Genomic DNA, 23,844 nt, shown 5'->3' on the forward strand with positions numbered 1-23,844 from the left:
ACCAGAGGGTGAACTTCAGGCCACCCTGATCACCTCACCTTGTCGGAACAGTTCATCCGCCTGGGCTGTGCCGTTGAAACGGGCGGCGGCGAACAGACCTATTCGGGAGCCATGTCGAGAGAGGTTCGGTTGTGAACAGGAAAGCAGCGCGGTCAATGCTTGCGCGGTTGCGAGGGCAGTGCCATCGCTTCGGTGCCGTCGGCGGAGCCGAAGGGAAAACAGCCCCGCTCGTGACGGCACGTCGCCGGACGATGCGCTGGTCCGTAGTGATCATCATGATGGCCGGGCTTTTGGCCGGGGTCCCGTTCCAGGCTGCCAACGCGGCTGGTGCTGGAGTTCTCGATCTCCAGATCACGCCGATCAACCTGACCAGCGGAAACCCGATCACCGAAACCACGAATGGCGACAACGCCAACCAGATCACCTATCGGGTGCAGTTCGCGTGCACCGGGGCTGACTGTGACAACGCGAAGGTGCAGATGTCGACGGCACCGACCGATCCGCACGGTCTGCTGCCCGCTGGGGAGTGGATCCTCAAGTACGCCAGTTGGGTGGCCCCGTCGTCCGGCGGAACGATCGGCGGAACCGACATCACCGGCAAGGTGATCGACCTCGGTAACCTCGTCGCCGGTACGTCGAACACGTTCACGGTGACCTACGGCTATCAGCCGAGCCGCAACCGAGAGGTCCCGAACGGGTCCTTCTACCCCGACGGTTTCAACATTCTGATGTCGGCGACACTGACCTCCGACACCGCCACGGCGCCGATCACGAGGACCGCCGCGCCGGTCACCTGGCGAATCGGTACTCCTACCGGTCCGAGCGCCGGGCTCGCGCCCGCCAACGGCTCGTTCAAGACCGATGTTCCCGTCGACTACAGAGTCTCGGTCAACCCGGGCAACATGATCTGGAACCCCGGTGCGAACCAGGCAGGTAGCGCCGACCTCGTCGCCACCGGCAACTACAAGATCGTTCAGACAGTGCCCGCCGAGGCCGTCATCCAGTCCGCCAGTGACGGCGGCGTCATCGACAACGTCAACCACACCGTGACCTGGACCCGTGGTACGGCTGCCGCGCCCTCCTACGGTGCACGTGGCGGCTGGGGATTGATGGCGTTCAGTGGCTACAACAGTGGCGGCGCGGCGCTGCACAACAGCTTGGTGCCGGACGACGACGATGCCTTCTGGGGTCCCCGCTCGGTCACCGTCATCTTCCCGGGGACTAACTTCCCGGAGGCAGATGCGAACGGCTGCAACTTCACCAAGCAGGTGACTTCCTCCGTCGACGTTTCGGTGAACTACCTGGACACCGCTCGCACACTCGGCACGACCAACGGCTCGATCAACAACCAGGTAGCGTGCACGTCGCCGTTCGGCGGCCTCGAGGTCAACAAGGCCATTTCCAACGGCTTCTCCAGCCAGTTCTCCTACGGTGACGGAAACCTCGGCGGGAACCCCACCGTCTACGCGGTCAACGTGCCCGCCGCAGGGGAGACCGACAACGGCAATCGCGAATGGCGAGTCGCCGTGTCGAACCGAGGCAATGTGGCGGCCAGCGCGGTGATCGACGAGACGAACCTGGTGCATGACCACATCCGCGTCCACCGGATCTACGCCTACGCCTACAGCGGTGCGCCGGCCGGCTGGGAGGCGACCGTGGAGTGGGTCGACAACGTCGGCGACACCGGCACCAGCCAGGTAGCGGCCAGCCAGTTCGTCGAGGCTGCGCCAGGGCGTTGGTTCGTCAGTGCTAGAACCACGGCACCACTGGCAGCTGGCCGGATCCTGCCGAGCGACACCACGCAGACCACGATGCAGATGGGCTACCGCTTCCGCGTCGATGACGGGGCGATCCCGAAGATCGGCGAGGAACGTACCAACACGGCTAACGTGACGCTGAACTACCCGGCGGACGCCGATGAGGACGGGTCCCCTGACAACTACCTCACCGTCGGCGGCCAGCCGTTGCCGTCGAGGGCCGTCTCGGCTGACGCCGTGCGGACGGCGCGTTACACGCAGCCGACGCCTGCCCTGATCGCCGGCTTCACCACCGCGCCTGTCGTCGATGCCGGAGGTAACCCGGCGGTGGGTTCCGAGGTCACTTACTCGATGCGTGCCCGGATGGACGACCCGTGGCCGGGCACGGCCCTGCGGCCGCAGTTGACCTTCGTCGCGCCCGCCGGTTGGGAGATCGTCCCGGGCTCGGCGTCGTTCACGGCCCCGGGTACCGGTGTGACCGCCACGGCCCCGGCCGGCGTCACGTTCGACTACGCGACCCGCACGGTCGCCGGCGAACAGCGACGGGTCGTCGTCGCCACCTGGCCCGTGACGGTCACGGTGAACCCTGCCGTGAACGACTACTGGCCGACACTCACGGTGAAGGCCTCGCCCACCAACAGCGCTGCTGTGGGCACCGGAGTCACCGCGACGGTGCTCGCCGGTGATCAGAGTGGTGCGTGGCGCGACGCCGTCGGCACCGGCTACGTGAGCGGACCCAACCAGTTCCGCGCCGAGGCGAACGCCTACCTCGACGCCGGTGACGTGGACGCGGACAACGACAGCACCGAAGAGTTTGCCTCAACTGCCAGCGGTGCTCTCGTGGTGGCGGCCTCCGACGGACTGCGCGTGGTCAAGTCCCTGTGTATCCCCGACGCGGGTGAGCCCGACGGGTGCAACTGGGTCTCCAACCCGACGCAGGTTCACAAGGTCCCGGTCGACGCCAGCGACATCCAGTACCGGATCCTGCTTCAGAACACGGGTAACACGACGTTGAACGACGTCGTCTCCTACGACGTGCTCCCGCACGTCGGTGACACCGGTCTGCTGGCCGGAGCGTCTGCTCGCGGATCGGAGTTCGCGCTCACTGTCGATTCGGTGGTCTCGGCATCAACCGGCCTGTCGGTCGACTTCTCGGGCTCGATCAACCCGGCACGACCGGAGGTGAACCCAGGGGCCGCTGGCACCGTCAACGACTGGAACGCCACTGCGGCGGGAAAGAAGGCGATCCGGATCGCCGTCGACGGACCACTGGCCGCCGGGGTGTCGAAGGAGGTCGTCTTCTCGGCAGCAGTCGGTTCTGGCGCGGCAGCTGGGCAGAAGGCCTGTAACACCGTCGCCGTCGACTCCAACGAGACGTTGCCGGCGGAGCCACTGGCGGTGTGTGTGACCCTCGACGAGGCAGACCTCGCGATCGCACTCTCGGAGACGGCGCCGCTGATTCCGGGAACGACCGGAAGCCTGGGATACACCGTTACCAACAAGGGCGGGAACGACACCGCGTCGGCGACGGTCGAGTTGGACGTTCCGGCGGGTATCTCGGTCACCGATCTCTCAGCTGCAGGCTGGGAGTGCACGACGCCCGCCGGTGCTGCTCCGGTTGTCGGTCCGGCGACCCTCACCTGTGAGGCCGTCGACGGTTCAGGTGACCCACGGATGTTGGCGGAAGACGTCCCCGACGCGCTGGTCCTTCAGATCAGCGTGGGTGCCGGCGTGACCGGAACCGAACTGTGTTTCCCAGCCGCGGTCGCCGGACCTGCCTACGACCCGGTGATGGCCAACAACGAGACGGCCGGCTGCCGGGCGATCGGTTCGCTGGCTGACCCGAGCCTGGCCTTGGTGAAGACGGCTGCCCTGACCACCGATGGTGGCACTGCCGGTGTTGCCGATGCGGGTGACGTGATCACCTACACCTTCACGGTGACGAACGACGGAAATGTCGACATCGACGACGTCTCGATCGCCGATGCCCTTCCGGGCTTGTCGGCGATCACGCCGGCGGCGGTGGCCACGGTGGCCGAGGGTGATGACGCCACGTTCACCGCGACCTACACGGTGACGCAGGCCGACGTCGATGCTGGGGGGGCCATCCTGAACACTGCAACGGCTTCGGGTGAAGACCCCACCGGTTCCCCGGTGGTCTCTCCCGCTGATGACGCGAGTGTCGACCTGGTCGATGCAGACCCGAGTCTGGCTGTGGTGAAGGACGCTGAGCTGACCACCGATGGTGGCACTGCCGGTGTTGCCGATGCGGGTGACGTGATCACCTACACCTTCACGGTGACCAATGACGGAAACGTGACGGTCGATGATGTCGAGATCGACGACGCCCTGCCGGGCCTGTCCGCGATCACGCCGGCAAGTGTTGCCACCTTGGCTCCGAGCGCGGATGCGGTGTTCACCGCGACGTACACGGTGACGCAGGCTGATGTGGACAGCGGGGGCAAGGTCGTGAACACGGCGACGGCCACGGGTACGGACCCGTCCGGTGGTGACGTGACCTCGCCGAGTGATGGTGCTGATGTCGATCTGGTGACTCGGGCTCCCGGCCTGGAGTTGGAGAAGGGCTCCGTGCTCGCCGACACCAACAACAACGGTGTTGCGGACAAGGGTGAGACGATCACTTATTCGTTCCGTGCTGAGAACACGGGCAATGTGACGTTGACGGGTGTCTCGATCGACGATGCGATGGCTGGGTTGTCGGCGGTCACTCCGGCGAGTGCGACGGTGGCTCCGGGTGCGAGTGCGACTTTCGCTGCGACGTATGTGGTGACGCAGGCTGATGTTGATGCGGGTGGTTCGTTGGTGAACACCGCGACTGCGTCGGGAACTGGGCCTGGTGGTGGTTCGGTGACCTCGGATCCGGATGGTTCGTCGACGGGTTTGGTGCCGCATGCGCCGGGGTTGTCGATCGACAAGGTCTCGGAGTTGGATGACGCTAACAACAATGGTTTGGCTGATGTCGATGAGACGATCAGTTACACCTTCACGGTGCAGAACACGGGCAACGTGACGATCAGCGGTATCTCGGTCACTGACCCGATGGTGAGTGGTGTGTCGCCGAGCAACGTGACCTTGGCGCCGGGCGCGAGCCGGGTCTTCACCGCCGATGACTATGTGGTGACGCAGGCCGATGTGGACTGGGGCAGCGTGGTCAATATCGCCACTGTGACGGGTACGCGTCCGGGTGGTGCTGTGGTGAGCGAGGACGATGTCGACACCGTGGACACGGTGGACCCGGTCGCCGAGCTTGATGTGGTGAAGTCGTCGGCGCTGACGATCGACAAGGCGGTGTCGGGTAAGGCGGATGTGGGTGATGAGGTCACCTACACGTTCGTGGTCACCAATACCGGTACTGGTACGGCGCATGACGTCGCGATCGTGGATGCGTTGCCGGGGCTGAGTGCGGTGACGCCGTCCAGTGTGGTGGATCTGGCGCCGGGTGCCAGCGCGACCTTCACCGCGACCTATGCGGTGAAGTTGAAGGACCTCAAGGTCGGCGAGATCGTGAACGTGGCGAAGGCGTCGTTCGTGCCGCCGAACCCTGGTGGTGGACCGGCACCGGACCCGCTGGTGAGTGGCCCGAGCAATGTGGTGAAGGTCCCGGGTGGTCCGACGCAGCCGTCGTTGTCGACGAAGGCTTCGGCCAAGCGGGTTGTGCTCGGCGTTGGTGGGAGTGGGCGTACCGGGTCGGTGGAGCTGTTCGACACGGTGACGTTGAAGGAGTTCGTGGCGGGTAGCACCTCGGTGGGCCGGGCGACCTTGTATGGGCCGACGGCGAAGCGTTCGGCGAGCATGTGTGTGCCTGGTAACAAGGTGCGGACGGTGACGTTCAAGCCGCGTAACGGTGTGAGCCGGACGCCGAAGGTGCGGGTCAATGAGCCGGGTTATTACACCTGGGTGGTGACGACGTCGGCCGATGAGGAGAATCTGGCGGCCAGTCACGGTTGTGGGTTGGCGTCGGAGACCACGTTGGTGCACCGTCCTGGTTATGGCGTGGTGCGGATCGATACGGGGGCGTCGGTGGACTTCTTCGCGCGGTTGGCGAACCCGTCGCGGGTGAAGATCAAGGCGTTGGGTATGGACGCTGTGGTGCAGCCGGCCGGTAAGCCGGGTGGTGTGATGCGGATTCCGGGTGATGTGTCGGTTGGTGGTTGGTTGAGCAGTTCGGCAGCGCCCGGTGAGCGGGTGGGGTCGGCTGTGGTGGCTGGTCACGTGTCGGACATGGGGGATCGTCCGGGTCAGTTCGGGAAGTTGAACAAGGCGCGTAAGGGCCAGGTGGTTGCGGTGACGGGTGCTGATGGGAAGGTGCAGCGTTATCGGATCAGCAAGGTCTACTCGCAGTTGCGGACGAAGCGTTTGGCGTCGTCGTTGTTCAGCACGCGTGGTGCCCACCAGTTGGTGTTGGTGACCTGTACCGGCAAGGTGACCGGTCCGGGTGGACGGTTCCACTACACCCGTAACCAGGTGGTGATCGCCAAACCCATCCGGTGATCCGATAGCGGCCACCCACCCGATCAGTCTCCTCTGCACCGGAGGGGTGGGGGCCCCGAGGGTCGACACGCACGAAGCCGTCCCCGAGTCGGGGCGGCTTCGTGTGCGTTCCGGGCTAGCCTGAGCACGTGGACTACGTGAACTCGTTGCTCGATCTGATCGGAAACACCCCGCTGCTGCGTCTGTCGCGCTCTTTGGACCGCGCCGATGCCGACAGCGACGGGCCGCTGCTGTTGGCGAAGGTCGAGTACCTGAACCCCGGCGGCTCGGTGAAGGACCGGATCGCGACCCGGATGATCGAGGCGGCTGAAGCCTCCGGTGCACTGCAGCCGGGCGGCACGATCGTCGAACCGACGTCGGGTAACACCGGTGTCGGACTGGCGATGGTCGCGCAGGCCAAGGGCTACAAGTGCATCTTCGTCTGCCCGGACAAGGTCAGCGAGGACAAGCGCAACGTCCTCAAGGCCTATGGCGCGGAGGTCGTCGTCTGCCCGACGGCGGTCGCCCCCGAACACCCGGACTCCTACTACAACGTCTCGGATCGGCTCGCCTCGCAGCCCGGCGCCTGGAAGCCTGACCAGTACTCCAACCCGCACAACCCGCGGAGCCACTACGAGACCACCGGTCCGGAGATCTGGCGCCAGACCGAAGGCAAGATCACCCACTTCGTGGCCGGGGTCGGCACCGGTGGCACGATCAGCGGCATCGGCCGCTACCTCAAGGAACAGAACCCGAACGTTCAGGTGATCGGCGCCGACCCGGCGGGCTCCGTCTACTCCGGCGGCACCGGAAGGCCGTACCTGGTCGAGGGCGTCGGCGAGGACTTCTGGCCCGAGACCTACGACCGGGGTGTCGCGGACCGGATCATCGAGGTCTCCGACGCCGACTCGTTCGCCTTCACCCGGCGACTGGCCCGGGAGGAAGCGCTGCTGGTCGGCGGCTCGTCGGGGATGGCTGCCTTCGCCGCCAAGCAGTTGGCCGCCGAGCTGGCCGGCACCCCGGAGGGCAAGGACGCCGTGATCGTGGTCCTGCTGCCGGACTCGGGCCGCGGCTACCTGACCAAGGTCTTCAACGACGACTGGTTGGCGACCTACGGTTTCCCGACCGGTGGGACCGAGAGCGCCGAGCGCACTGTCGGCGACGTGCTGACCGGGAAGTCCGGACACCTGCCGGATCTGGTGCACACGCACCCGGGCGAGACCATCGCCGAGGCGGTACACATCCTGCAGGAGTACGGCGTCTCACAGATGCCCGTCGTCCGTGCCGAGCCGCCGATCGTGGCGGCCGAGGTGGCGGGTTCGGTCTCGGAGCGCACCCTGCTCGATGCGCTCTTCACCGGCGCCGCCTCGCTCACCGACTCCGTCGAGGCACACATGTCCCCGGCGCTGCCGACGATAGGCTCGACCGAGCCGGCCAGCGCAGCGGTCGTGGCGCTCCAGGAGGCCGATGCGTTGCTGGTGCAGGAGGACGGCAAGCCGATCGGTGTGCTGACCCGTCAGGATCTGCTCTCGCAGCTCGCCCAGCAGTGACGCGCGCCTGGGCGAGGGCGGCGCAGGATCTTTAGCTGACTTAGGTAGGCCTTGTCTAGACCTGGTTTCCAAATGCCGCACTGTTTTCAAGGGTTTTTTTATCATTCCGATGACGTGCCGGCCGTCTAGTCATCATGCTGGTGCGAATGCCGGCCCCAGGCGGCAATCAGCGGAGTAACTACCTAGGAGAATTCTGTGCGGATTTATAAGCCCATGGCTGCTGTTGCAGCCGGTGCTCTCATCGTTGTCGGCTTCGGGACCACCGGTGCCGTCGCAGACCGCCTGATCGGCTCGTCGCAGATCAAGAAGAACGCTGTCACCAGCAAGCACATCGCCAACGGCACCATCTCGAGCAGCGACCTGTCGTCGTCGGTGCGCAAGCAGCTGGCGAAGACCGGCAAGACCGGCCCCGCTGGTGCGCGCGGTCCGGCTGGCCCCGCTGGCTCGATCAGCTTCGAGCACGCGGTGATGGCTGGCACTCCGGTCGTCGACAACATCGGTGGCTCGATCAAGGAGCGTTACACCGACCTGGATACCTCCATCACGCTGCAGCCGGGCACCTACCAGATCAGCGTCGACGGGTCGTTCATCAACGGCACTGCGCTGGACGCCGACGCCAAGGTCTACCCGCAGCTGTCGGTCTGGATCGACAAGAACAAGGACGGCAAGTTCGACTGGAACGCCGACGCTTCCCTGAATGAGGGCAGCATCAGCCCGAACGCCCTGATCCCGACCGTCATTGGTCGCCACATCCAGGTCAGCGGCTCGACGGTCCTCACCGTCTCTGCTCCGACCACCGTTCAGCTGGTCGCTTTCGGCTACGACGCCGCTGAGCAGAGCACTGGCGCCGGCACCATCAAGGTGAACGCCGCCGAGATCTCCGCCCTCAAGGTCGGCTGATCTAACAGCATTTCGACAACGCCCCCATCGCTTAGGTGATGGGGGCGTTGTGCATTTCCTCCGCGCGATCCGGTCTAGACAGCAGGCCGATTTTCGCTATCACCCTCGTGACAAGATCGCCCGTCTCACGGATTTCCTTTCGCGGAACCCTTCAAGCTGGTCCGGCCCCAGTCGGTAGTGCCCTGTGCTGCCGACGAATCGCCGTATTGGACATTCGACTATTGAGGGGGCCCGATGAGGGTTCACAAGCCCATCGCAGTGGTGGCAGCGGGAACCATGTTGGTGATCGGTCTGGGTACGACGGGCGCGGTCGCGGACCGGCTGATCGGCTCGTCGCAGATCAAGGCCGGCGCCGTGAAGAGCAAGCACATCGACAACGGCACGGTCAGCAGCAGCGACCTGTCGGCCTCGGTGCGGAGCCAGCTGAGCAAGGCTGGCACGCCGGGGGCCAAGGGTGCCACCGGCGCGACCGGTCCGGCTGGTGCTGCCGGACCCGTCGGGCCCAAGGGCGACGCCGGCGCTCCCGGAACCCCCGGCCTGCCGGGTACGCCCGGAACGCCAGGTGCCAAGGGAGAGAAGGGAGACAAGGGAGAGAAGGGCGAGACAGGTGCTCCGGGCAGCGACGCGTCGATCGTCTTCAAGCACGCAACCGTCCCCGGCCAGCCGTTGATCGCGAACATCGGCGGCTCGATCAGGACCCGCTACACGGATCTGAACACCTCGATCACGCTTCAGCCGGGCACCTACCAGCTCACGGTGAACGGAGAGTTCATCAACGACACCGCGCTCGCTGCGGACGCCAAGGTCTACCCGCAACTGTCACTGTGGACCGACCGGGACAACGACAACGAGTTCGACTGGAGTGCCGATCCGGCCCTCAACGAGGGGAGCATCAGCCCCAACGCCTTGATGCCGACCCCCACCGGGCGCCACATCGCTGTCAACGGCACCACGGTGGTCACCATCGCGGCACCGGCTGAGATCCAACTGGTCGCCTTCGGCTACGACGCGAATCAGGGGACCGCGGGATCGGGGCAGATCATGGTGAACCGGGCCGAGTTCACCGCACTGAAGGTCGGCTGACGACCCACGTCTGACTGTCGGCGTTCTCGGGCGCCGCGGTCAGTGCGCCAGGGCGGCCAGAGTTCCGAGCCAGCGCCGCGGACTCTCATCGTCGAACGGCGCTGTCCGGCTCTGTACCGCCTCCTGCACCTGCTCGCAGTTCAAGGTGGCGTGCGCGATCACCACATCGGGGTAGTCCAGGGTGCGCCGGTGCTCGGCGAACTCGTCCTCGTCGTCGATCCAGGTCCGTCCGGACGGACCGCGCAGGATGTCGAGGTCCAGGTCGACGGCGCGCAACACCGAACCCTCCCACCGCGGTGGCGTGGTGATGTCGACGTAGACCTCGACCGGGTGGCGCAGTGCCGGCTTCGACCAGGGTTTGCTGTGGAAGGCGGCGAGCCAGCCGCGCTCGGGAAGGTCGCGGGACGGGACCAGCGTGACAGTGTCGTGGGTGGCGCGGTACTCGACGCCGGGGCGTTGGTACAGGGTGCCGTCGGGCAGGCCGATCCAGTCGCCGTGCTGATCACTGCCCAGGTAGATACCGGGATAGGACCAATGCGGCAGCGTGCGCCACTTGGTCATCGCGATCTCTACCCGTTGCCCCACCTCCACAGGGGCAGCAAAGCACACCGAGGCGGGCTAGCGGGAGGACCGCCACGCCTAGCTGGTGCTCGGGTCCCCTGTGGACCGGTTCCCACGGCGTCCGGACCGCTTGGTGCGACCGGCGCGGACCCGGAGCGGGCCGACCAGGCGCGGTCCCGAAAGTCGGGTCTCCAACTTGCGAGCCTCGCGCTTCAGCGGCTGGGCGACGTACTCGCCGAGGATCACCCCGGCGGCGATCGAGAGCGCCACCGAGGCCGCGGTGACGATGGCGAGCAGGCCGCGCGATGTCATCGTGCCGCCCTCGGAGAGCAGCGAGAGACCGCGATAGATGGAGAGGCCGGGCAGGAGCGGGACCACCGCCGAGACGACGACGACCAGCGGGGGAACCCGGACCATGCCGGCCACCGAGTAGGCGACCAGGCCGACCACGAACGCCGCGCAGGCGACCGCCCAAGGGCGGCCGAATCCGGCCAGTTCGACCCCGTTGGTGATCAGGATCGCGACCGCCGCGATCACCGCGATCGGGATCAGGACCCGCTTGGGGGAGTAGCTCGCGAAGGCGAATCCGGCAGCGGCGATCGCCGCTCCCAGCGCCAGCACCGGCCACGACTCCAGACCGAAGGCGCCGGGGTTGAGTCGGCCCAGGTCGACACCGAGGACGCCGCCCAGGGCGAGGCCACCGGAGACCCCGGCGATGATTCCGGCGGTGGAGAGCAGCGCCTCGGTCATTCGCGCACCCGCCGTCAGGTAGAAGCCGGTGAGGGCATCCTGCAGTCCGCCCATGAAGCCGATCCCGGAGAGCAGCATGATGATGTTCGAGGTCACGACGAGTGACGGATCGACCTCCCAGTCGACGGCGGCGGTGGCCACCGCCAGCACGGTCGCGACCGCGCCGCCCATCACCTGCAGGTAGAAGTTCGGGAGCCGGCGTCGACTCATCCAGGCTTGGAGCCGGTCGATCAGCACCGCAGCGGTGAAGGCGATCGCGGAGACGGCGGCGCCGCCGCCCAGCATGAAGGCGACTCCGGCGCACATCACGCCCCAGCCCGCGGTGACGGCGAGCCGGTGCCGGTGGTGGCCCGAAGAGGTGAGCTGCGCGACGGCGGCGCGGGCCTCGGTCAGATCGATCCGGTCGGCGAGGATGTCGCGGACCAGATGGTCGACGCGGGTCAGGTCCTCGTAGTCGATCTCGCGTTGCTTCACGGTGCGGATCTGCATGATCGGCACCATGTCCGGCGTCTCCTGGTAGCTCATCGACAGCGTGGTGAAGGTGACGTCGACGATCGGGTGGGCCAGGCCCAGATGGAAGGCGACCGCCTGCATCGTCGCGGTGACGTCGGCGGCGCCGGCGCCGTTGTCCAGCAGCAGTTCGCCGATCCGCAGGCTGAGATCCATGACCAGAGGGACAGAGCGCTCGGGGGTGGACATTTCCTTATCGTCCCAGATCGGTTCAATGTGACCTGAGCGTCCTCGAAACGCCCGTTTCCGGACGCTGGGGTCACATTGAGCGGGGCTAGGCTGTCGAGCGTGCGCATCGACTTTCAGGGTTCGCCTCGTCCGACGTTGGGTGTCGAGTGGGAGTTCGCCCTCGTCGACCGCGACAGCCGCGACCTGGTCAATCGGGCGGCCGAACTCTTCGACGTCGCCCGGCCGAAACTGGAGCACGGCAACCGGTTGCACAAGGAGATGCTGCGCAACACCGTGGAGATCGTGACCGGCGTCAACGACACCGTGGGTGAGGCGATGGACGACCTGCGGCGCAGCCTCGACGTCGTCATCCCGGCCGCCGACAGCCTCGGTATCGACCTCTTCGGTGCGGGCGCCCATCCGTTCGCGGCATGGTCGGCCCAGCAGCTCACCGAGGGCCACCGCTATGAGGAGCTGATCAACCGGACCCAGTGGTGGGGGCGGCAGATGCTGATCTGGGGCGTGCACATGCACGTCGGGTTGCCGGAGAAGAAGCGGATCATGCCGGTGATGTCGTCGCTGCTCAACTACTACCCGCACCTTCAGGCGCTCTCGGCGTCGTCGCCGGTCTGGGCGGGTGTCGACACCGGATACGCCTCGAACCGGGCGCTGATGTTCCAGCAGCTCCCGACGGCGGGACTGCCGTTCCAGTTCGCGACCTGGGAGGAGTTCGAGTCGTTCGCCTCCGACCAGCTCACCACCGGCGTGATCGACAACGTCGACGAGATCCGCTGGGACATCCGGCCCGCGCCCAAGCACGGCACCCTGGAGACCCGCGTCTGCGACGGCGTCTCCACGCTTCCGGAGATGGCCGCGCTGGTGGCGCTGGTGCACTGTCTGGTGGTCGACCTCGACACCCGCCTGGCGGCCGGAGAAGATCTGCCGACGATGCCGCCGTGGCACGTCCAGGAGAACAAGTGGCGCGCCGCGCGCTACGGGCTCGACGCGATCATCATTTTGGACGCCGCCAGCAACGAACGCCTCGTCACCGACGACCTGCACGACCTCCTCGAACGGCTGACGCCGACCGCACGCCGTCTCGGCTGCGAGGCCGAACTCCACTCCGTCGCGGAGATCCCCGCCCGCGGTGCCTCCTACCAGCGGCAGCGCGCCGTGGCCGCCGCCCACGACGGGGACCTCCGCTCCGTGGTCGCTTCGCTGGTGGACGAACTGCACGACTCGCTCTAGGCCTCGGAAACGAGATAGCGGTCGATCGCTGTCGCTAGGTGACAGTGATCGACCGCTATCGCGTCGAGTGCGTGCTGGTCAGCGGCGGGCGGTGGCCTTCTTGGCGGGGATGACCCGCTTGGAGCCCATCGCGACGATGTCCTGGTAGCGCGAACCGGTGAGCTTCGCGAAGTGGTGCAGGATGTGCGCGTCGATGCCGACCAACTGGCGGGCACGGCCCTTGGTGGCGGCGTCGAGGATGATCTTGGCTGCCTTGTCCGCGGGCATCCGGGCCAGCTTCTCCTCGAAGAGCTTGTCGATCGTCGCGCCGTCCTGGCTCTCGGTCTTGCGACCGTTGCGGGAGATCCCGGTCTTGATGCCGCCCGGGTGGATGCAGGTGACGGTGACCGGGTGCCGGTTGACCAGCATCTCTTCACGCAGCGCCTCGGTGAAACCACGCACCGCGTACTTGGTGGCGTTGTAGGCGGACTGGCCGGGCATCGAGATCAGGCCGAAGAGGCTGGACAGGTTGACCACGGCGCCGTCGCCGGAGGCGATCAGGTGCGGCAGGAACTCCTTGGTGCCGTTGACGACGCCGTTGAAGTTCACCCCGACGATCCAGTCGAACTCCTCGTAGGTCATCTCCTCGAAGTCGCCGGTCATCGAGACGCCGGCGTTGTTGATCACCATGTTGACCACGCCGAACTCGTCGACCACGGTCTGCGCGTAGGCGCCCATCGCGTCCCGGTCGGAGACGTCGAGCACCGCGGAGTGCAGGGTGGCGCCCTGGGCCTTCAGCAGCGCGACGGTCTCGGCGAGACCTTCCGGGTTCCAGTCGGAGACGGCCACCTTCGCACCGCGGCTGTGCGCCAGCAGGGCGAGCTCGCGGCCCATGCCGGAACCGGCTCCGGTGATCACGACAACCTTGTTCTGCAGGGACTTCATGCGGACGCCTCTTCCTTGATCTTGGTGGCTACGGGAGTGAGTTCGTACGATCCGGCGTCGAAGCTCCGGAGTAGTTGGCGGAAGACGAAGGTGCTGCGCGGCCACAACGTGGTGTTGCGGCCATGCTCGTCCAGGTACCAGCTGGCGCAGCCGCCGGTGCTCCACACGGTGCGCTTCATCCGGTGCTGCAGGTCGTCGTTCCAGCGCTGCTGGACCTCGGCCTTGGGCTCGACCGCGGCAAGCCCCTGGCGACGCATGGTGCGGATCGCGTCGGTGATGTACGCGAGCTGGGACTCGATGATGAAGACCATGCTGCTGTGGCCCAGGCCGGTGTTCGGGCCGACCACCTCGAAGAGGTTCGGGAACCCGTGCACGGTGGTGCCCTTGTAGGCGGTCTGTCCAGAGGATGCCCACACCTTCGCGAGGGTGTCGCCGTTACGTCCGCGGACGTGCTGGGCGATCGGCTGCTCGGTGGTGTGGAAGCCGGTCGCGACGACGAGGACGTCGATCTCGCGCTCGGTGCCGTCCGCAGTGACGATGCCGGTCGGGGTGACCCGGGTGATCCGGTCGGTGACGACCTCGACGTTGTCGGCGGCCAACGCCGGGTAGTAGGTGTTCGAGATCAGGATCCGCTTGCAGCCGATCTCGTAGTTAGGGGTGACCTTGGCGCGCAGGGCCTCGTCCTTGATGCCACGCCGAATGTTCATCAGCGCCATCTGCTTGGCCGGGAAGGCCAGCTTGGGCATCGCGGTGAAGGCGGGGACGTAGGTCTCGCGGCCCCAGTAGATCGCCGTGCGGGAGGCCTTCTGCACCAACGGCAGGTGGCGGAAGGCGAACTTCTCCACGGCGGTGTAGCGGTGCTCGTTGCGCGGGATCACCCACGGCGCGGTGCGCTGGTAGACGTCGAGGTGCCCGGCCTGCTTCTGCAGTTGCGGGACGATCTGGATCGCCGAGGCGCCGGTGCCGATCACGGCGATCCGCTTGCCGGTGAGGTCGGCGTCGTGGTCCCAACGGGCGGAGTGGAAGATCGTGCCGGCGAACTCGGTGATCCCCTCGATCTCGGGGAGCTTCGGCTCGGAGAGGCCGCCCGCGGCGCTGATCAGCGTGGTCGCGGTGACGGTGGTGTCGTCCGAGAGGCTGACCCGCCAGTGCTTGGCGGTGTCGTCCCAGGCGGCGTCGGTGACCGCGACGCCGAAGCGGAAGCGGTCGAGGGTGCCGGACTCCTCGGCGACCCGGACCAGGTAGGCCTCGATCTCGGGCTGGGGCGAGAAGGACGCCGACCAATCGGGGTTGGGCGCGAACGAGAACGAGTAGAGCTGGCTGGGTACGTCACAGGCTGCGCCCGGGTAGCTGTTGGCGCGCCAGGTGCCGCCGACCCCGCCGTCCTTCTCGATGACGAGGAAGTCGCGCTCGCCCATCTCGTCGAGCTTGATCGCTGCCCCGAGCCCGCCGAAGCCGGCGCCGATCACGAGGTGGTCCACATGGGTGCTCATGAAACGAGCGTGACACGTTGTTGAACGTGCGTCAATAGGCCTCTGGATGTCGGTTGACTCACGTTCAGTAAGCTTCGGTCATGACCTCCACACCGCGGGTTCGCCTCGACCCGTCGACGCGGCGGGAGCAGCTGCTGACCCTCGGCGTCCGGCTGCTCGCCACCCGAAGCCTCGACCAGCTGTCGATCGAGACGCTGGCCGAGGAGGCCGGGATCTCACGGGGGTTGCTGTACCACTACTTCGGCAACAAGTCGGACTTCCATGAGGCCGTCGTCCGGCGCGCGGCGGACGACCTGATCGAGGCGACGATGCCGCCGCCCGACGAGGACCCGCTCGCCCGGCTCACCTACGGCGTCGCGGCGTACCTCGACTACGTCGTCGAGAACTACGAGGGCTACCTGTCGTTGGTGAAGGGTGCCGGTGGCGGAAACCCCAAGCTCCGGGCGATCTACGAAGAGGCCCGCAACGCGCTCACCGAACGACTCTTCGACGAGGACCCCGAAGGCCTGGTCCTCGCCGACACGCGGCTGACTCGGATCGTGGTGCACTCCTGGTCGGCGATGGTCGAGGACCTGGTGCTCTCATGGGCCCGCGACCCCGGCGACGTCACCCGTGAAGAGCTGTTGAACCTGATGGGCGGCGCGCTGTTGTCGTTGGTCGAGCTCAGCCGCTGACGCCGGTCAACTCGGCAGGCGGATCGTGAACCGGGTCTGACCGGGTCGGCTGCTCAGCGCGACGGCGCCGCCGTGCGCCTCGACGATCGCCCGGACCAGGGAGAGCCCGAGCCCGGAGCCGCCCGGGTCGGTGCCCCGATGCCGGGCCGCGTCGCCGCGGGTGAACCGTTCGAAGGCGCTCGGCAAGAGCTCCTCGCTGAAGCCGGGGCCGTCGTCGGTGACGGTGATGGTGACCGGTCCTCCGGCGATCACCGGCGGCCGGGCGCCGACGTCGATCGTGGTGCCGGGCGGGGTATGTCTCCGGGCGTTCTCCAGCAGGTTCCGGACCACCTGGCGCAGCCGTTCCTCGTCGCCCGCGGCTTCGACGACGTCCTGCGGTAGGTCGAGCTGCCAACGGTGTTCCGGGCCGAGTACCCGCGCGTCCGAGACCGACTCCAGGAGCAGCCGGGTCACGTCGACCGTGCCGGTCTCCAAGGGGCGCCCGGCGTCGAGCCGAGCCAGCAGCAGAAGGTCCTCGACCAGGCCGGACATCCGCGCCGCCTCGGTCTCGACCTTGTCCAGCGCGGCGGTGGTCGTCGTCGGGTCGGTCGGGGCGCGCCGGGAGAGTTCGGCGTAGCCCTTGATGGTGGCCAGCGGCGTGCGCAACTCATGGGAGGCGTCGGCGACGAACTGGCGGACCTGTTGCTCGCTGCGGTGTCGGGCGGCGAGCGACTCCTCGACATGGCTGAGCAGGGTGTTGAGCGCGGCGCCGACCTGGCCCACCTCGGTCTTCTCGTCGGTGAGCCGGTCGTCGACGCGGGGATGGACGGCGATCTCGCCGCTGGCCAGAGGAAGCGCGGCGACCTCGTGAGCAGTGGCGGCCACCTCGCGCAACGGGCGCAGCTGACGGCGCACCAACAGAGAGGCGACCAGCCCAGCCAGGGCGGTCGCGCCGAGCCCCAGCAGGATCTCCGACCAGAGCAACGACTCCAGCGACTGGTCCACCTCGTCGGTGGGCAGCCCGGCGAGCAGCCGCACCCCGTCCGACTCGACGACGGCGACCCGGTACCGGCCGTGGCCGGGGACCTCGACGGTGCTGATCTTGCCGGCGGGGAGCTCTGCGAGGCGGTTGAGTGCGGTGCTGGAGAGCTGCTCGCGGCCGCGTTCGCCGCTGCCCTCCTCCAACACCTGGCCGAAGCTGGCGTCGTCGCCGATCAGGGCCTGCAGTGAGCCGACCTGTTGGCGCGGCATATCGCCGAAGCCGCCGTTGCGGTCGGCCGGTGGCATCGGCGGGCGCACGTTGACGGCGCGCTGCAGGGACGCCTTGACCTCGCGGTCCAGTTGGTCGGTCAGGTTCGACCGCATCGCCAGCGTGGTCAGTCCGCCGAGCAGCACCGAGACGACGGCGACCAGGGCCACCGCGGTGATGGTGAGCCGAGCCGTCAGCGAATGGGGGAGTCTCATGCCGGCTTCAAGACGTAGCCGGCGCCGCGCATCGTATGGATCATCGGCTCGTGGCCGGCGTCGATCTTCTTGCGCAGATAGGAGATGTAGAGCTCGACGACGTTCGCCTGCCCGCCGAAGTCGTAGGCCCAGACCCGATCCAGGATCTGTGCCTTCGACAGCACGCGTCGCGGATTGCGCATCAGGTACCGGAGCAGCTCGAACTCGGTGGCGGTCAGGTGTACCTCGGTCCCGGCGCGGCGCACCTCGCGGGAATCCTCATCGAGGGTGAGGTCGCCGACGGCGAGGAGGGCGGTGCGTTGCTGGCTCTGGGCGCCGGCCCGCCGCATCAGCGCGCGGAGCCGGGCCACCACCTCCTCCAGGCTGAACGGCTTGGTGACGTAGTCGTCGCCGCCCGCGGTGAGGCCCGCGATCCGGTCCTCGACGGCGTCGCGTGCGGTGAGGAAGAGGACAGGTAGCGCCGGGCGCTCGGCGCGGAGTCGGCGCAGTACTTCGAGGCCGTCGAAGTCCGGCAGCATCATGTCGAGGACGACCGCGTCCGGGTCGCAGGCCCGTGCCGTGCTGACCGCTTCGGAGCCGGCGTGCGCCTGGTCCACCTGCCACCCCTCGAGCCGGAGCGCCATCGCGATCAACTCGGCCAGGTTCACCTCGTCGTCGACGACCAGAACGCGGAGAGGTGAGCCGTCGGCACGGGTCAGCGGAGTCTCGGTCATACCTATGATTCTGCGCCGGTGATCCGTGATCGGTCTGTGTGCTTGCTGTGAGATTCCTGTGAAGCGGTGCCGCCTCCCGGTGGGACGTCATGCGTGTTGTGGAGGTGGGTCCTCGCAACGTTTGACGTCCCGGGCGGTCGGCCGTCCGGTCACGACTGGTTCGTGCTGGAGTCGCTGTTCGGGGTCGACTGGTCGCCCCCGCCGTTGCTCCCGCCGTCGCTCTGACCGTCGTTCTGACCCGGCATCTGTCCGCCTCCGGGCGGGGCGAACTGGCCGTCGCCGCCGCGGCCGAAGCCGCCCGGGCCACCCGGCCTGCCCTCGCCCGGTTGGAACTGTCCGCGCCGGTCATGGTGCCCACCGTCGTCCGAGGCCACTGCGGCGATCGCGGCGCCGGTGCCGCCGCCGATGATCAGCCCGGCCAGCGCGGACGCCGTCAAGGCCTTCCAGCTCCAGACCCGTTCCCGGAACCGCGGCTTGGCCGGCCCCGTGGCCGGGGGCTCGCCACTCGGCTGCGCGGCGGCTGAGGGGGACTGTGCGAAGACGGTCGTGGGGTCGTTCGGTCCGGTTCCTGGGGCTCCGGGCGCACCATCGGAGGTGCCCGCAGCGGGACCAGGAACGGCGCCCTGTGGGCGGTTCTCGTCGTGTTCGGTCATACGCCCACGGTGGCTCGCGGACCTGTGGTTCAGCTGTGTGCCGATTACCGAGATGCTGTGAGGTGCCTTCGTAGGGGACAATCGAGCACGTTGTGCAGATCTCCTATCCTCCCCAGCTTCCGGTCAGCGCCCGTAGAGACGACATCGCTGCGGCTATTCGTGACCACCAGGTAGTGATCGTCGCCGGCGAGACCGGCTCCGGAAAGACCACCCAGCTGCCGAAGATCTGCCTGGAACTCGGGCGCGGCAGCAACGGTCTGATCGGCCACACCCAGCCCCGCCGGATCGCCGCTCGCTCGGTCGCCGAGCGGATCAGCGAGGAGCTGGCGAGCGACGGGATCGGCACCGAACTCGGTGACGTCGTCGGCTACCAGGTGCGCTTCACCGACCGGACCTCGAAGTCCAGCCAGATCAAGGTGATGACCGACGGCATCCTGCTCGCCGAACTCCAGCGCGACCGCGATCTCAAGCGGTACGACACCCTGATCATCGACGAGGCGCACGAGCGCAGTCTCAACATCGACTTCATCCTCGGCTACCTCAAGCGGCTGCTGCCCAAGCGGCCGGACCTGAAGCTGATCATCACCTCGGCCACCATCGACCCCGAGCGGTTCGCCGAACACTTCGCGGACCGCTCCGGCAAGCCCGCGCCGATCATCGAGGTCTCCGGGCGCACCTTCCCGGTCGAGATCCGGTACCGCCCGTTGGTCGAGCTGCCCGAGGCCGACGAGGACGGCGATCCGGTCGTTCGCGACCAGACCGAGGCGATCGTCGACGCCGTCCGCGAGCTCAGTGCCGAGGGCCCCGGCGACATCCTCGTCTTCCTTCCCGGCGAGCGGGAGATCCGGGACACCGCCGACGCGCTGACCGCGATCGATCGGAACGGACTGCTCGATGTGCTGCCGCTCTACTCGCGGCTCTCCGGAGCCGAGCAGCACCGGGTCTTCCATCCGCCGACGTCGAGCCGGGTCCGGCGGATCGTGCTGGCGACCAACGTCGCGGAGACCTCGCTGACGGTGCCGGGTATCAAGTACGTGATCGACTCCGGGGTGGCGCGGATCAGCCGCTACTCGCTGCGGACCAAGGTGCAGCGTCTGCCGATCGAGCCGATTAGCCAGGCCTCGGCCAACCAGCGCTCCGGCCGCTGCGGCCGGGTCTCGGAGGGTATCGCCGTCCGGCTGTACTCGGAGGAGGACTTCGACTCTCGTCCGGAGTTCACCGACCCGGAGATCCTGCGCACCAACCTGGCCTCGGTGATCTTGCAGATGGCCTCCCTCGGACTCGGCGACCTGAACCGGTTCCCGTTCGTGGAGCCGCCGGACAAGCGGAACGTCACCGCCGGTACCCAGCTGCTCGAGGAGCTGGGCGCGATCAGCTCCGCAGAGCCTGCCGGACGTCATCCGGACGGTGCGTCCGCACCCACGGAACGTATGACGTCCGCGTCCGCACCCGCGTCCGCACCCGCGTCCGCACCCGCGCGCGGCGGGCGACGGCGGCACAACGGTCCCCGCCTCACCAATCTCGGACGGCGCCTCGCCCGGTTGCCGATCGACCCGCGGCTGGGCCGGATGATCCTGGAGGCCGAGCGGGCCGGCTGTGCCCGCGAGGTGCTGGTGATCGCTGCGGCCCTTTCGCTGCAGGACCCGCGCGAACGTCCCGAGGAGCAGCGGGCCCAGGCCGATCAGCTGCACGCCCGCTTCACCGACGACCGGTCGGACTTCATCACCTGGCTCAACCTGTGGCGCCACCTCAAACAGCAGCAGCGGGAACTCTCCTCCAGCGCGTTCCGTCGGATGTGCAAGCGCGAACACCTGAACTATCTGCGGGTCCGTGAGTGGCAGGACTTCGAGTCGCAGCTGCGTCAGGTCGCCAAGGAGATGAAGATCGAGGTCGGCCGGCCCGCCGACGTCCCGGACGCTGACGGGATCCACCAGGCGTTGCTCTCCGGCCTGCTCTCGCACATCGGTCTGCTGGAGGAGCGGGAGAAGCCTGCCCCCGGCAAGCAGGCGCCGCAGCGGCGCGGACCCCGCGAGTACCTCGGGGCCCGGGGCGCTCGGTTCGCGGTCTTCCCCGGCTCGGTGCTCAAGGGCAAGAACCCGCAGTTCCTGATGGCGGGCGAACTCGTCGAGACCAGCCGCTTGTGGGCACGGCAGAACGCCGCGATCCAACCGGAGTGGGCTGAGCGGCTCGGCGCGCACCTGGTCAAGCGCAGCTACTCCGAGCCGCACTGGTCGAGCAAGCGGGCCGCGGTGATGGCCCACGAGAAGGTGACGCTCTACGGCGTTCCGCTGGCCGCCGACCGGTTGATCAACTACGGCAGCATCGACGTCGCGTTGGCGCGTGAGCTCTTCATCCGGCACGCGCTGGTCTACGGCGAGTGGCGTGCGCTGGAGTCGGGACGCTACAAGTTCTACGACCACAACCAACGATTGCTCGACGAGGCCGAGGAGTTGGAGCACCGGGCGCGGCGCCGCGACATCGTCGTCGACGAGCACACGCTCTTCGATTTCTACGACGCGCGGATCGGTGCCGAGGTCGTCAGCGGTGCGCACTTCGACCAGTGGTGGAAGCGGGCCCGGCAGAAGCAGCCGAAGCTGTTGGACTTCGACCCCGACATGCTCACCCACGACACGGCCGAGGAGATCCGCGCCGCGGACTATCCCCAGCACTGGCAGGCCGCGACCGACGGTGGCGGGTTGACCTTCGACCTCAGCTACCACTTCGCGCCGGGCACCGCAGAGGACGGCGTCACCGTCGAGGTTCCGGTCAGCACCCTGAACCAGGTCGACGGCGGCCAGTTCAGCTGGAACGTTCCGGGGCTGCGTGAAGAGTTGGTCACCGCGCTGTTGCGGAGCCTGCCCAAACAGCTGCGGGTCAACTTCGTGCCCGCCCCGAACCGGGCCCGTGAATTCCTCGCGGCGGTTCCGGCCGGCGAGGAGCCGTTGCTGGATGCGCTGGAGCGCTGGTTGCGCTCGACCACCGGCGTCCAGGTGCCCCGTGAGGCGTGGGACTACGCCAAGGTGCCCGACCACCTCAAGCCCACCTTCTCGATCGTCGACGAAGCCGGCCGGGAGCAGGGCCGCGGCAAGGACCTTGAGGCGCTCAAGGAGCCGTTGCGGCCGAGGTTCGCGGCCGCGATGGCGGAGGCCGCCGCGGACTCGGGGATCACCGTGACGGGGCAGCGGAGCTGGACCTTCGGCGAGATCGAGAAGTCGTTCACCACGGTCCGAGCCGGGCATGAGGTGCGCGGCTACCCGGCGCTGGTCGACGAGGGGGAGAGCGTCGGCCTGCAGGTCTTCGGGTCGGCGTCCGAGCAGGATGCCCGGCACCGGCTCGGCGTCCTGCGGCTGCTCCTGATCGAGACCAGGTCGCCGGTCAAGGAGATCCTGGACGGGCTCGGCAACGCCGAGAAACTGCAGTTGGCGGGCTCGCCCTACGCCACCCACGCCGACCTGCTCGACGACTGCCGGGCCGCCGTCCTGCTGCAGGCGATCGATGCCCGCAAACCGGTGCGCACCGAAACCGACTACCAGGCGTTGTTGGCTGGGATCGGTTCGCACGCGGATCTGGTCGCCGCCACCCGAGGGGTCCTCTACGACGTCTTCACGGTGCTGGATCTGTGGCGCCAGGCCGATCGGGCGTTGAGTGGCCGGGCCGACCTGCACACCCTGCCGGCGCTGACCGACCTCCAGGCCCACCTGGGCCGCTTGGTCTATCGAGGTTTCATCGTCGACGCCGGGGTGGCGCATCTGCGTGACCTGCCTCGCTACCTGCGTGCGCTGCTGGTCCGCCGGGAGAAGCTGGAGAGCCAGGTCGCCCGGGACCGGCAGCTGATGGATCAGATCGGCGAACTGCAGTCCGCCTACCTGAACCGGGTCGCCGCGCTGCCGCCGGGCCGTCCGCCGGACGCCGACCTGCGCAAGGTGCGTTGGATGTTGGAGGAGTACCGGGTCTCGTTGTGGGCGCAGCAGCTCGGCACCAAGGAGTCGGTCTCCGACGCGCGGATCCGCAAGGCTCTGGGCTGAGCGCGCGCTGCACGATCGGCTATCGGCAGGCGCGTAAGGTGGTGCGGTGACTTCGCGCCCCTACCACCGCCCGCTCACCCCCGGTGACGGCTTCTTCGAAGCTGTCGAGGGCGGTGCCGATCCGGCGTTGGTGACCGAGGCCGCCGAGCGTGCTGCCGCCCTGCTGGTCCGCGGTGCCCGGGGGAGCGAGGACGAGGAGCTGATCGGCCGGGTGGTGCACCTGGCCGAGGCCGAAGGGTTGGAGGCGTTGGCGGACCTGTGGGCGGGCTCGCCTGCGGAGTCGTTGGCCGGGTGCCTCTGGCGGCTCTACCTGCTCCGCGAATGGGTGCACGCCCAGCCGCTGGAGGCCGCGCTGCAGTTCGACACCGGACGGCGGGTGGCGGAGGTCGACCACGTGGTGGCCGGCGTCGCCGATCCGCCGGGGCCCGACGAGGTCCGCGCGATGGTGGACGCCGTGCTGCGCGGGATCGCCGAGACCGATTTCGCCGACGTACTGATGCGTGCGGCTGCCTTCGCCCAGGTGGTGGCCGCCGGACGGACCCAGTTGGAGCTCGCCCAGGCGACCCAGATGCGCACGCTGGGGGAGCAACTCGCCGAGGCCGCTCGTCACGAGCTGGCCGGCAGCCTGCACTAAGCAGCGCTCCGCAAGCCCCGTTGGTCGAGTCGTTTCCGTTGGTCGAGCTTGCTCCGTCGGTCGAGCTTGTCGAGACCTCGCAAGTCCCGTTGGTCGAGCTTGTCGAGACCCCGCAAGTCCCGTTGGTCGAGCTTGTCGGGACCTCGCAAGGTAGTGCACGCCGGACCGGGAGCGCCTCACGGCGCGTGGCCGCTCTAGGCGGCTAATTTTGGGACCCGGGGCTGCCGCAGTCCGGCGTGCGGTGCCTATCGTACGTGCCGATCGGCT

15 protein-coding genes are annotated in these 23,844 nt (G+C 67.8%); 8 read left to right on the plus strand and 7 right to left on the minus strand.

The window, feature by feature from the left end; all coding sequences use genetic code 11:
* Positions 1–230: 230 nt before the first annotated feature.
* From ACLM5J_RS13560 to ACLM5J_RS13575, 4 genes are all read left to right on the plus strand, one after another.
* Positions 231–6,269 (plus strand): sortase domain-bontaining protein, encoded by a 6,039-nt coding sequence (locus tag ACLM5J_RS13560; RefSeq protein ID WP_413656958.1) that lies wholly within the window; start codon positions 231–233, stop codon positions 6,267–6,269.
* Positions 6,270–6,397: 128 nt separating this feature from the next.
* Complete coding sequence (locus tag ACLM5J_RS13565) at positions 6,398–7,798, plus strand: cystathionine beta-synthase (RefSeq protein WP_413656959.1); 1,401 nt, start codon at positions 6,398–6,400, stop codon at positions 7,796–7,798.
* A 213-nt stretch (positions 7,799–8,011) separates the two neighbouring features.
* A complete protein-coding gene (locus tag ACLM5J_RS13570) occupies positions 8,012–8,698 on the plus strand; it encodes a hypothetical protein (protein ID WP_413656960.1) in 687 nt (228 codons plus the stop codon).
* A gap of 234 nt (positions 8,699–8,932) precedes the next feature.
* On the plus strand, positions 8,933–9,781 hold the full coding sequence (locus tag ACLM5J_RS13575) for a collagen-like protein (RefSeq protein WP_413656961.1): 849 nt from the start codon (positions 8,933–8,935) through the stop codon (positions 9,779–9,781).
* 39 nt (positions 9,782–9,820) lie between these two features.
* On the opposite strand, the gene ACLM5J_RS13580 is transcribed toward ACLM5J_RS13575, so the two are convergent.
* Together ACLM5J_RS13580 and ACLM5J_RS13585 are read right to left on the minus strand one after the other, a co-directional pair.
* Complete coding sequence (locus ACLM5J_RS13580; RefSeq protein ID WP_413656962.1) at positions 9,821–10,342, minus strand: DUF402 domain-containing protein; 522 nt, start codon at positions 10,340–10,342, stop codon at positions 9,821–9,823.
* A gap of 78 nt (positions 10,343–10,420) precedes the next feature.
* On the minus strand, positions 10,421–11,758 hold the full coding sequence (locus ACLM5J_RS13585; protein ID WP_413656963.1) for a threonine/serine ThrE exporter family protein: 1,338 nt from the start codon (positions 11,756–11,758) through the stop codon (positions 10,421–10,423).
* Between the two features lie 132 nt (positions 11,759–11,890).
* Here ACLM5J_RS13585 and ACLM5J_RS13590 point away from each other — a divergent pair, with 132 nt between their 5' ends.
* Positions 11,891–13,018: a glutamate--cysteine ligase gene (locus ACLM5J_RS13590; RefSeq protein ID WP_413656964.1), complete on the plus strand. Its 1,128-nt coding sequence runs from the start codon at positions 11,891–11,893 to the stop codon at positions 13,016–13,018.
* Between the two features lie 78 nt (positions 13,019–13,096).
* Here ACLM5J_RS13590 and ACLM5J_RS13595 read toward each other — a convergent pair whose 3' ends face one another.
* Both ACLM5J_RS13595 and ACLM5J_RS13600 read right to left on the minus strand, forming a co-directional pair.
* The gene (locus ACLM5J_RS13595) at positions 13,097–13,942 is read right to left on the minus strand and encodes an SDR family NAD(P)-dependent oxidoreductase (RefSeq protein WP_413656965.1); all 846 of its coding nucleotides are present in this window, start codon (positions 13,940–13,942) and stop codon (positions 13,097–13,099) included.
* Positions 13,939–15,435 (minus strand): flavin-containing monooxygenase, encoded by a 1,497-nt coding sequence (locus tag ACLM5J_RS13600; protein ID WP_413656966.1) that lies wholly within the window; start codon positions 15,433–15,435, stop codon positions 13,939–13,941. The genes ACLM5J_RS13595 and ACLM5J_RS13600 overlap by 4 nt, the downstream gene beginning before the upstream one ends.
* A gap of 80 nt (positions 15,436–15,515) precedes the next feature.
* Here ACLM5J_RS13600 and ACLM5J_RS13605 point away from each other — a divergent pair, with 80 nt between their 5' ends.
* A complete protein-coding gene (locus tag ACLM5J_RS13605; RefSeq protein WP_413656967.1) occupies positions 15,516–16,109 on the plus strand; it encodes a TetR/AcrR family transcriptional regulator in 594 nt (197 codons plus the stop codon).
* A gap of 6 nt (positions 16,110–16,115) precedes the next feature.
* Here ACLM5J_RS13605 and ACLM5J_RS13610 read toward each other — a convergent pair whose 3' ends face one another.
* The 3 genes from ACLM5J_RS13610 to ACLM5J_RS13620 form a co-directional block, all read right to left on the minus strand.
* The gene (locus ACLM5J_RS13610; protein ID WP_413656968.1) at positions 16,116–17,552 is read right to left on the minus strand and encodes a sensor histidine kinase; all 1,437 of its coding nucleotides are present in this window, start codon (positions 17,550–17,552) and stop codon (positions 16,116–16,118) included.
* Positions 17,549–18,265: a response regulator transcription factor gene (locus tag ACLM5J_RS13615; protein ID WP_413656969.1), complete on the minus strand. Its 717-nt coding sequence runs from the start codon at positions 18,263–18,265 to the stop codon at positions 17,549–17,551. Before ACLM5J_RS13615 ends, ACLM5J_RS13610 begins: the two co-directional genes overlap by 4 nt.
* Positions 18,266–18,414: 149 nt before the next feature.
* Entirely contained in the window at positions 18,415–18,918 is a 504-nt protein-coding gene (locus ACLM5J_RS13620) for a hypothetical protein (RefSeq protein WP_413656970.1), read from the minus strand.
* Between the two features lie 80 nt (positions 18,919–18,998).
* Here ACLM5J_RS13620 and hrpA point away from each other — a divergent pair, with 80 nt between their 5' ends.
* Both hrpA and ACLM5J_RS13630 read left to right on the plus strand, forming a co-directional pair.
* The gene (gene hrpA, locus ACLM5J_RS13625) at positions 18,999–22,943 is read left to right on the plus strand and encodes an ATP-dependent RNA helicase HrpA (protein ID WP_413657028.1); all 3,945 of its coding nucleotides are present in this window, start codon (positions 18,999–19,001) and stop codon (positions 22,941–22,943) included.
* 46 nt (positions 22,944–22,989) lie between these two features.
* Positions 22,990–23,577, plus strand: coding sequence for a hypothetical protein (locus ACLM5J_RS13630; protein WP_413656971.1), 588 nt, complete (start codon positions 22,990–22,992; stop codon positions 23,575–23,577).
* Positions 23,578–23,844: the final 267 nt, after the last annotated feature.

Source organism: Nocardioides sp. Bht2, from assembly GCF_047308515.1.
Lineage (GTDB): Bacteria > Actinomycetota > Actinomycetes > Propionibacteriales > Nocardioidaceae > Nocardioides.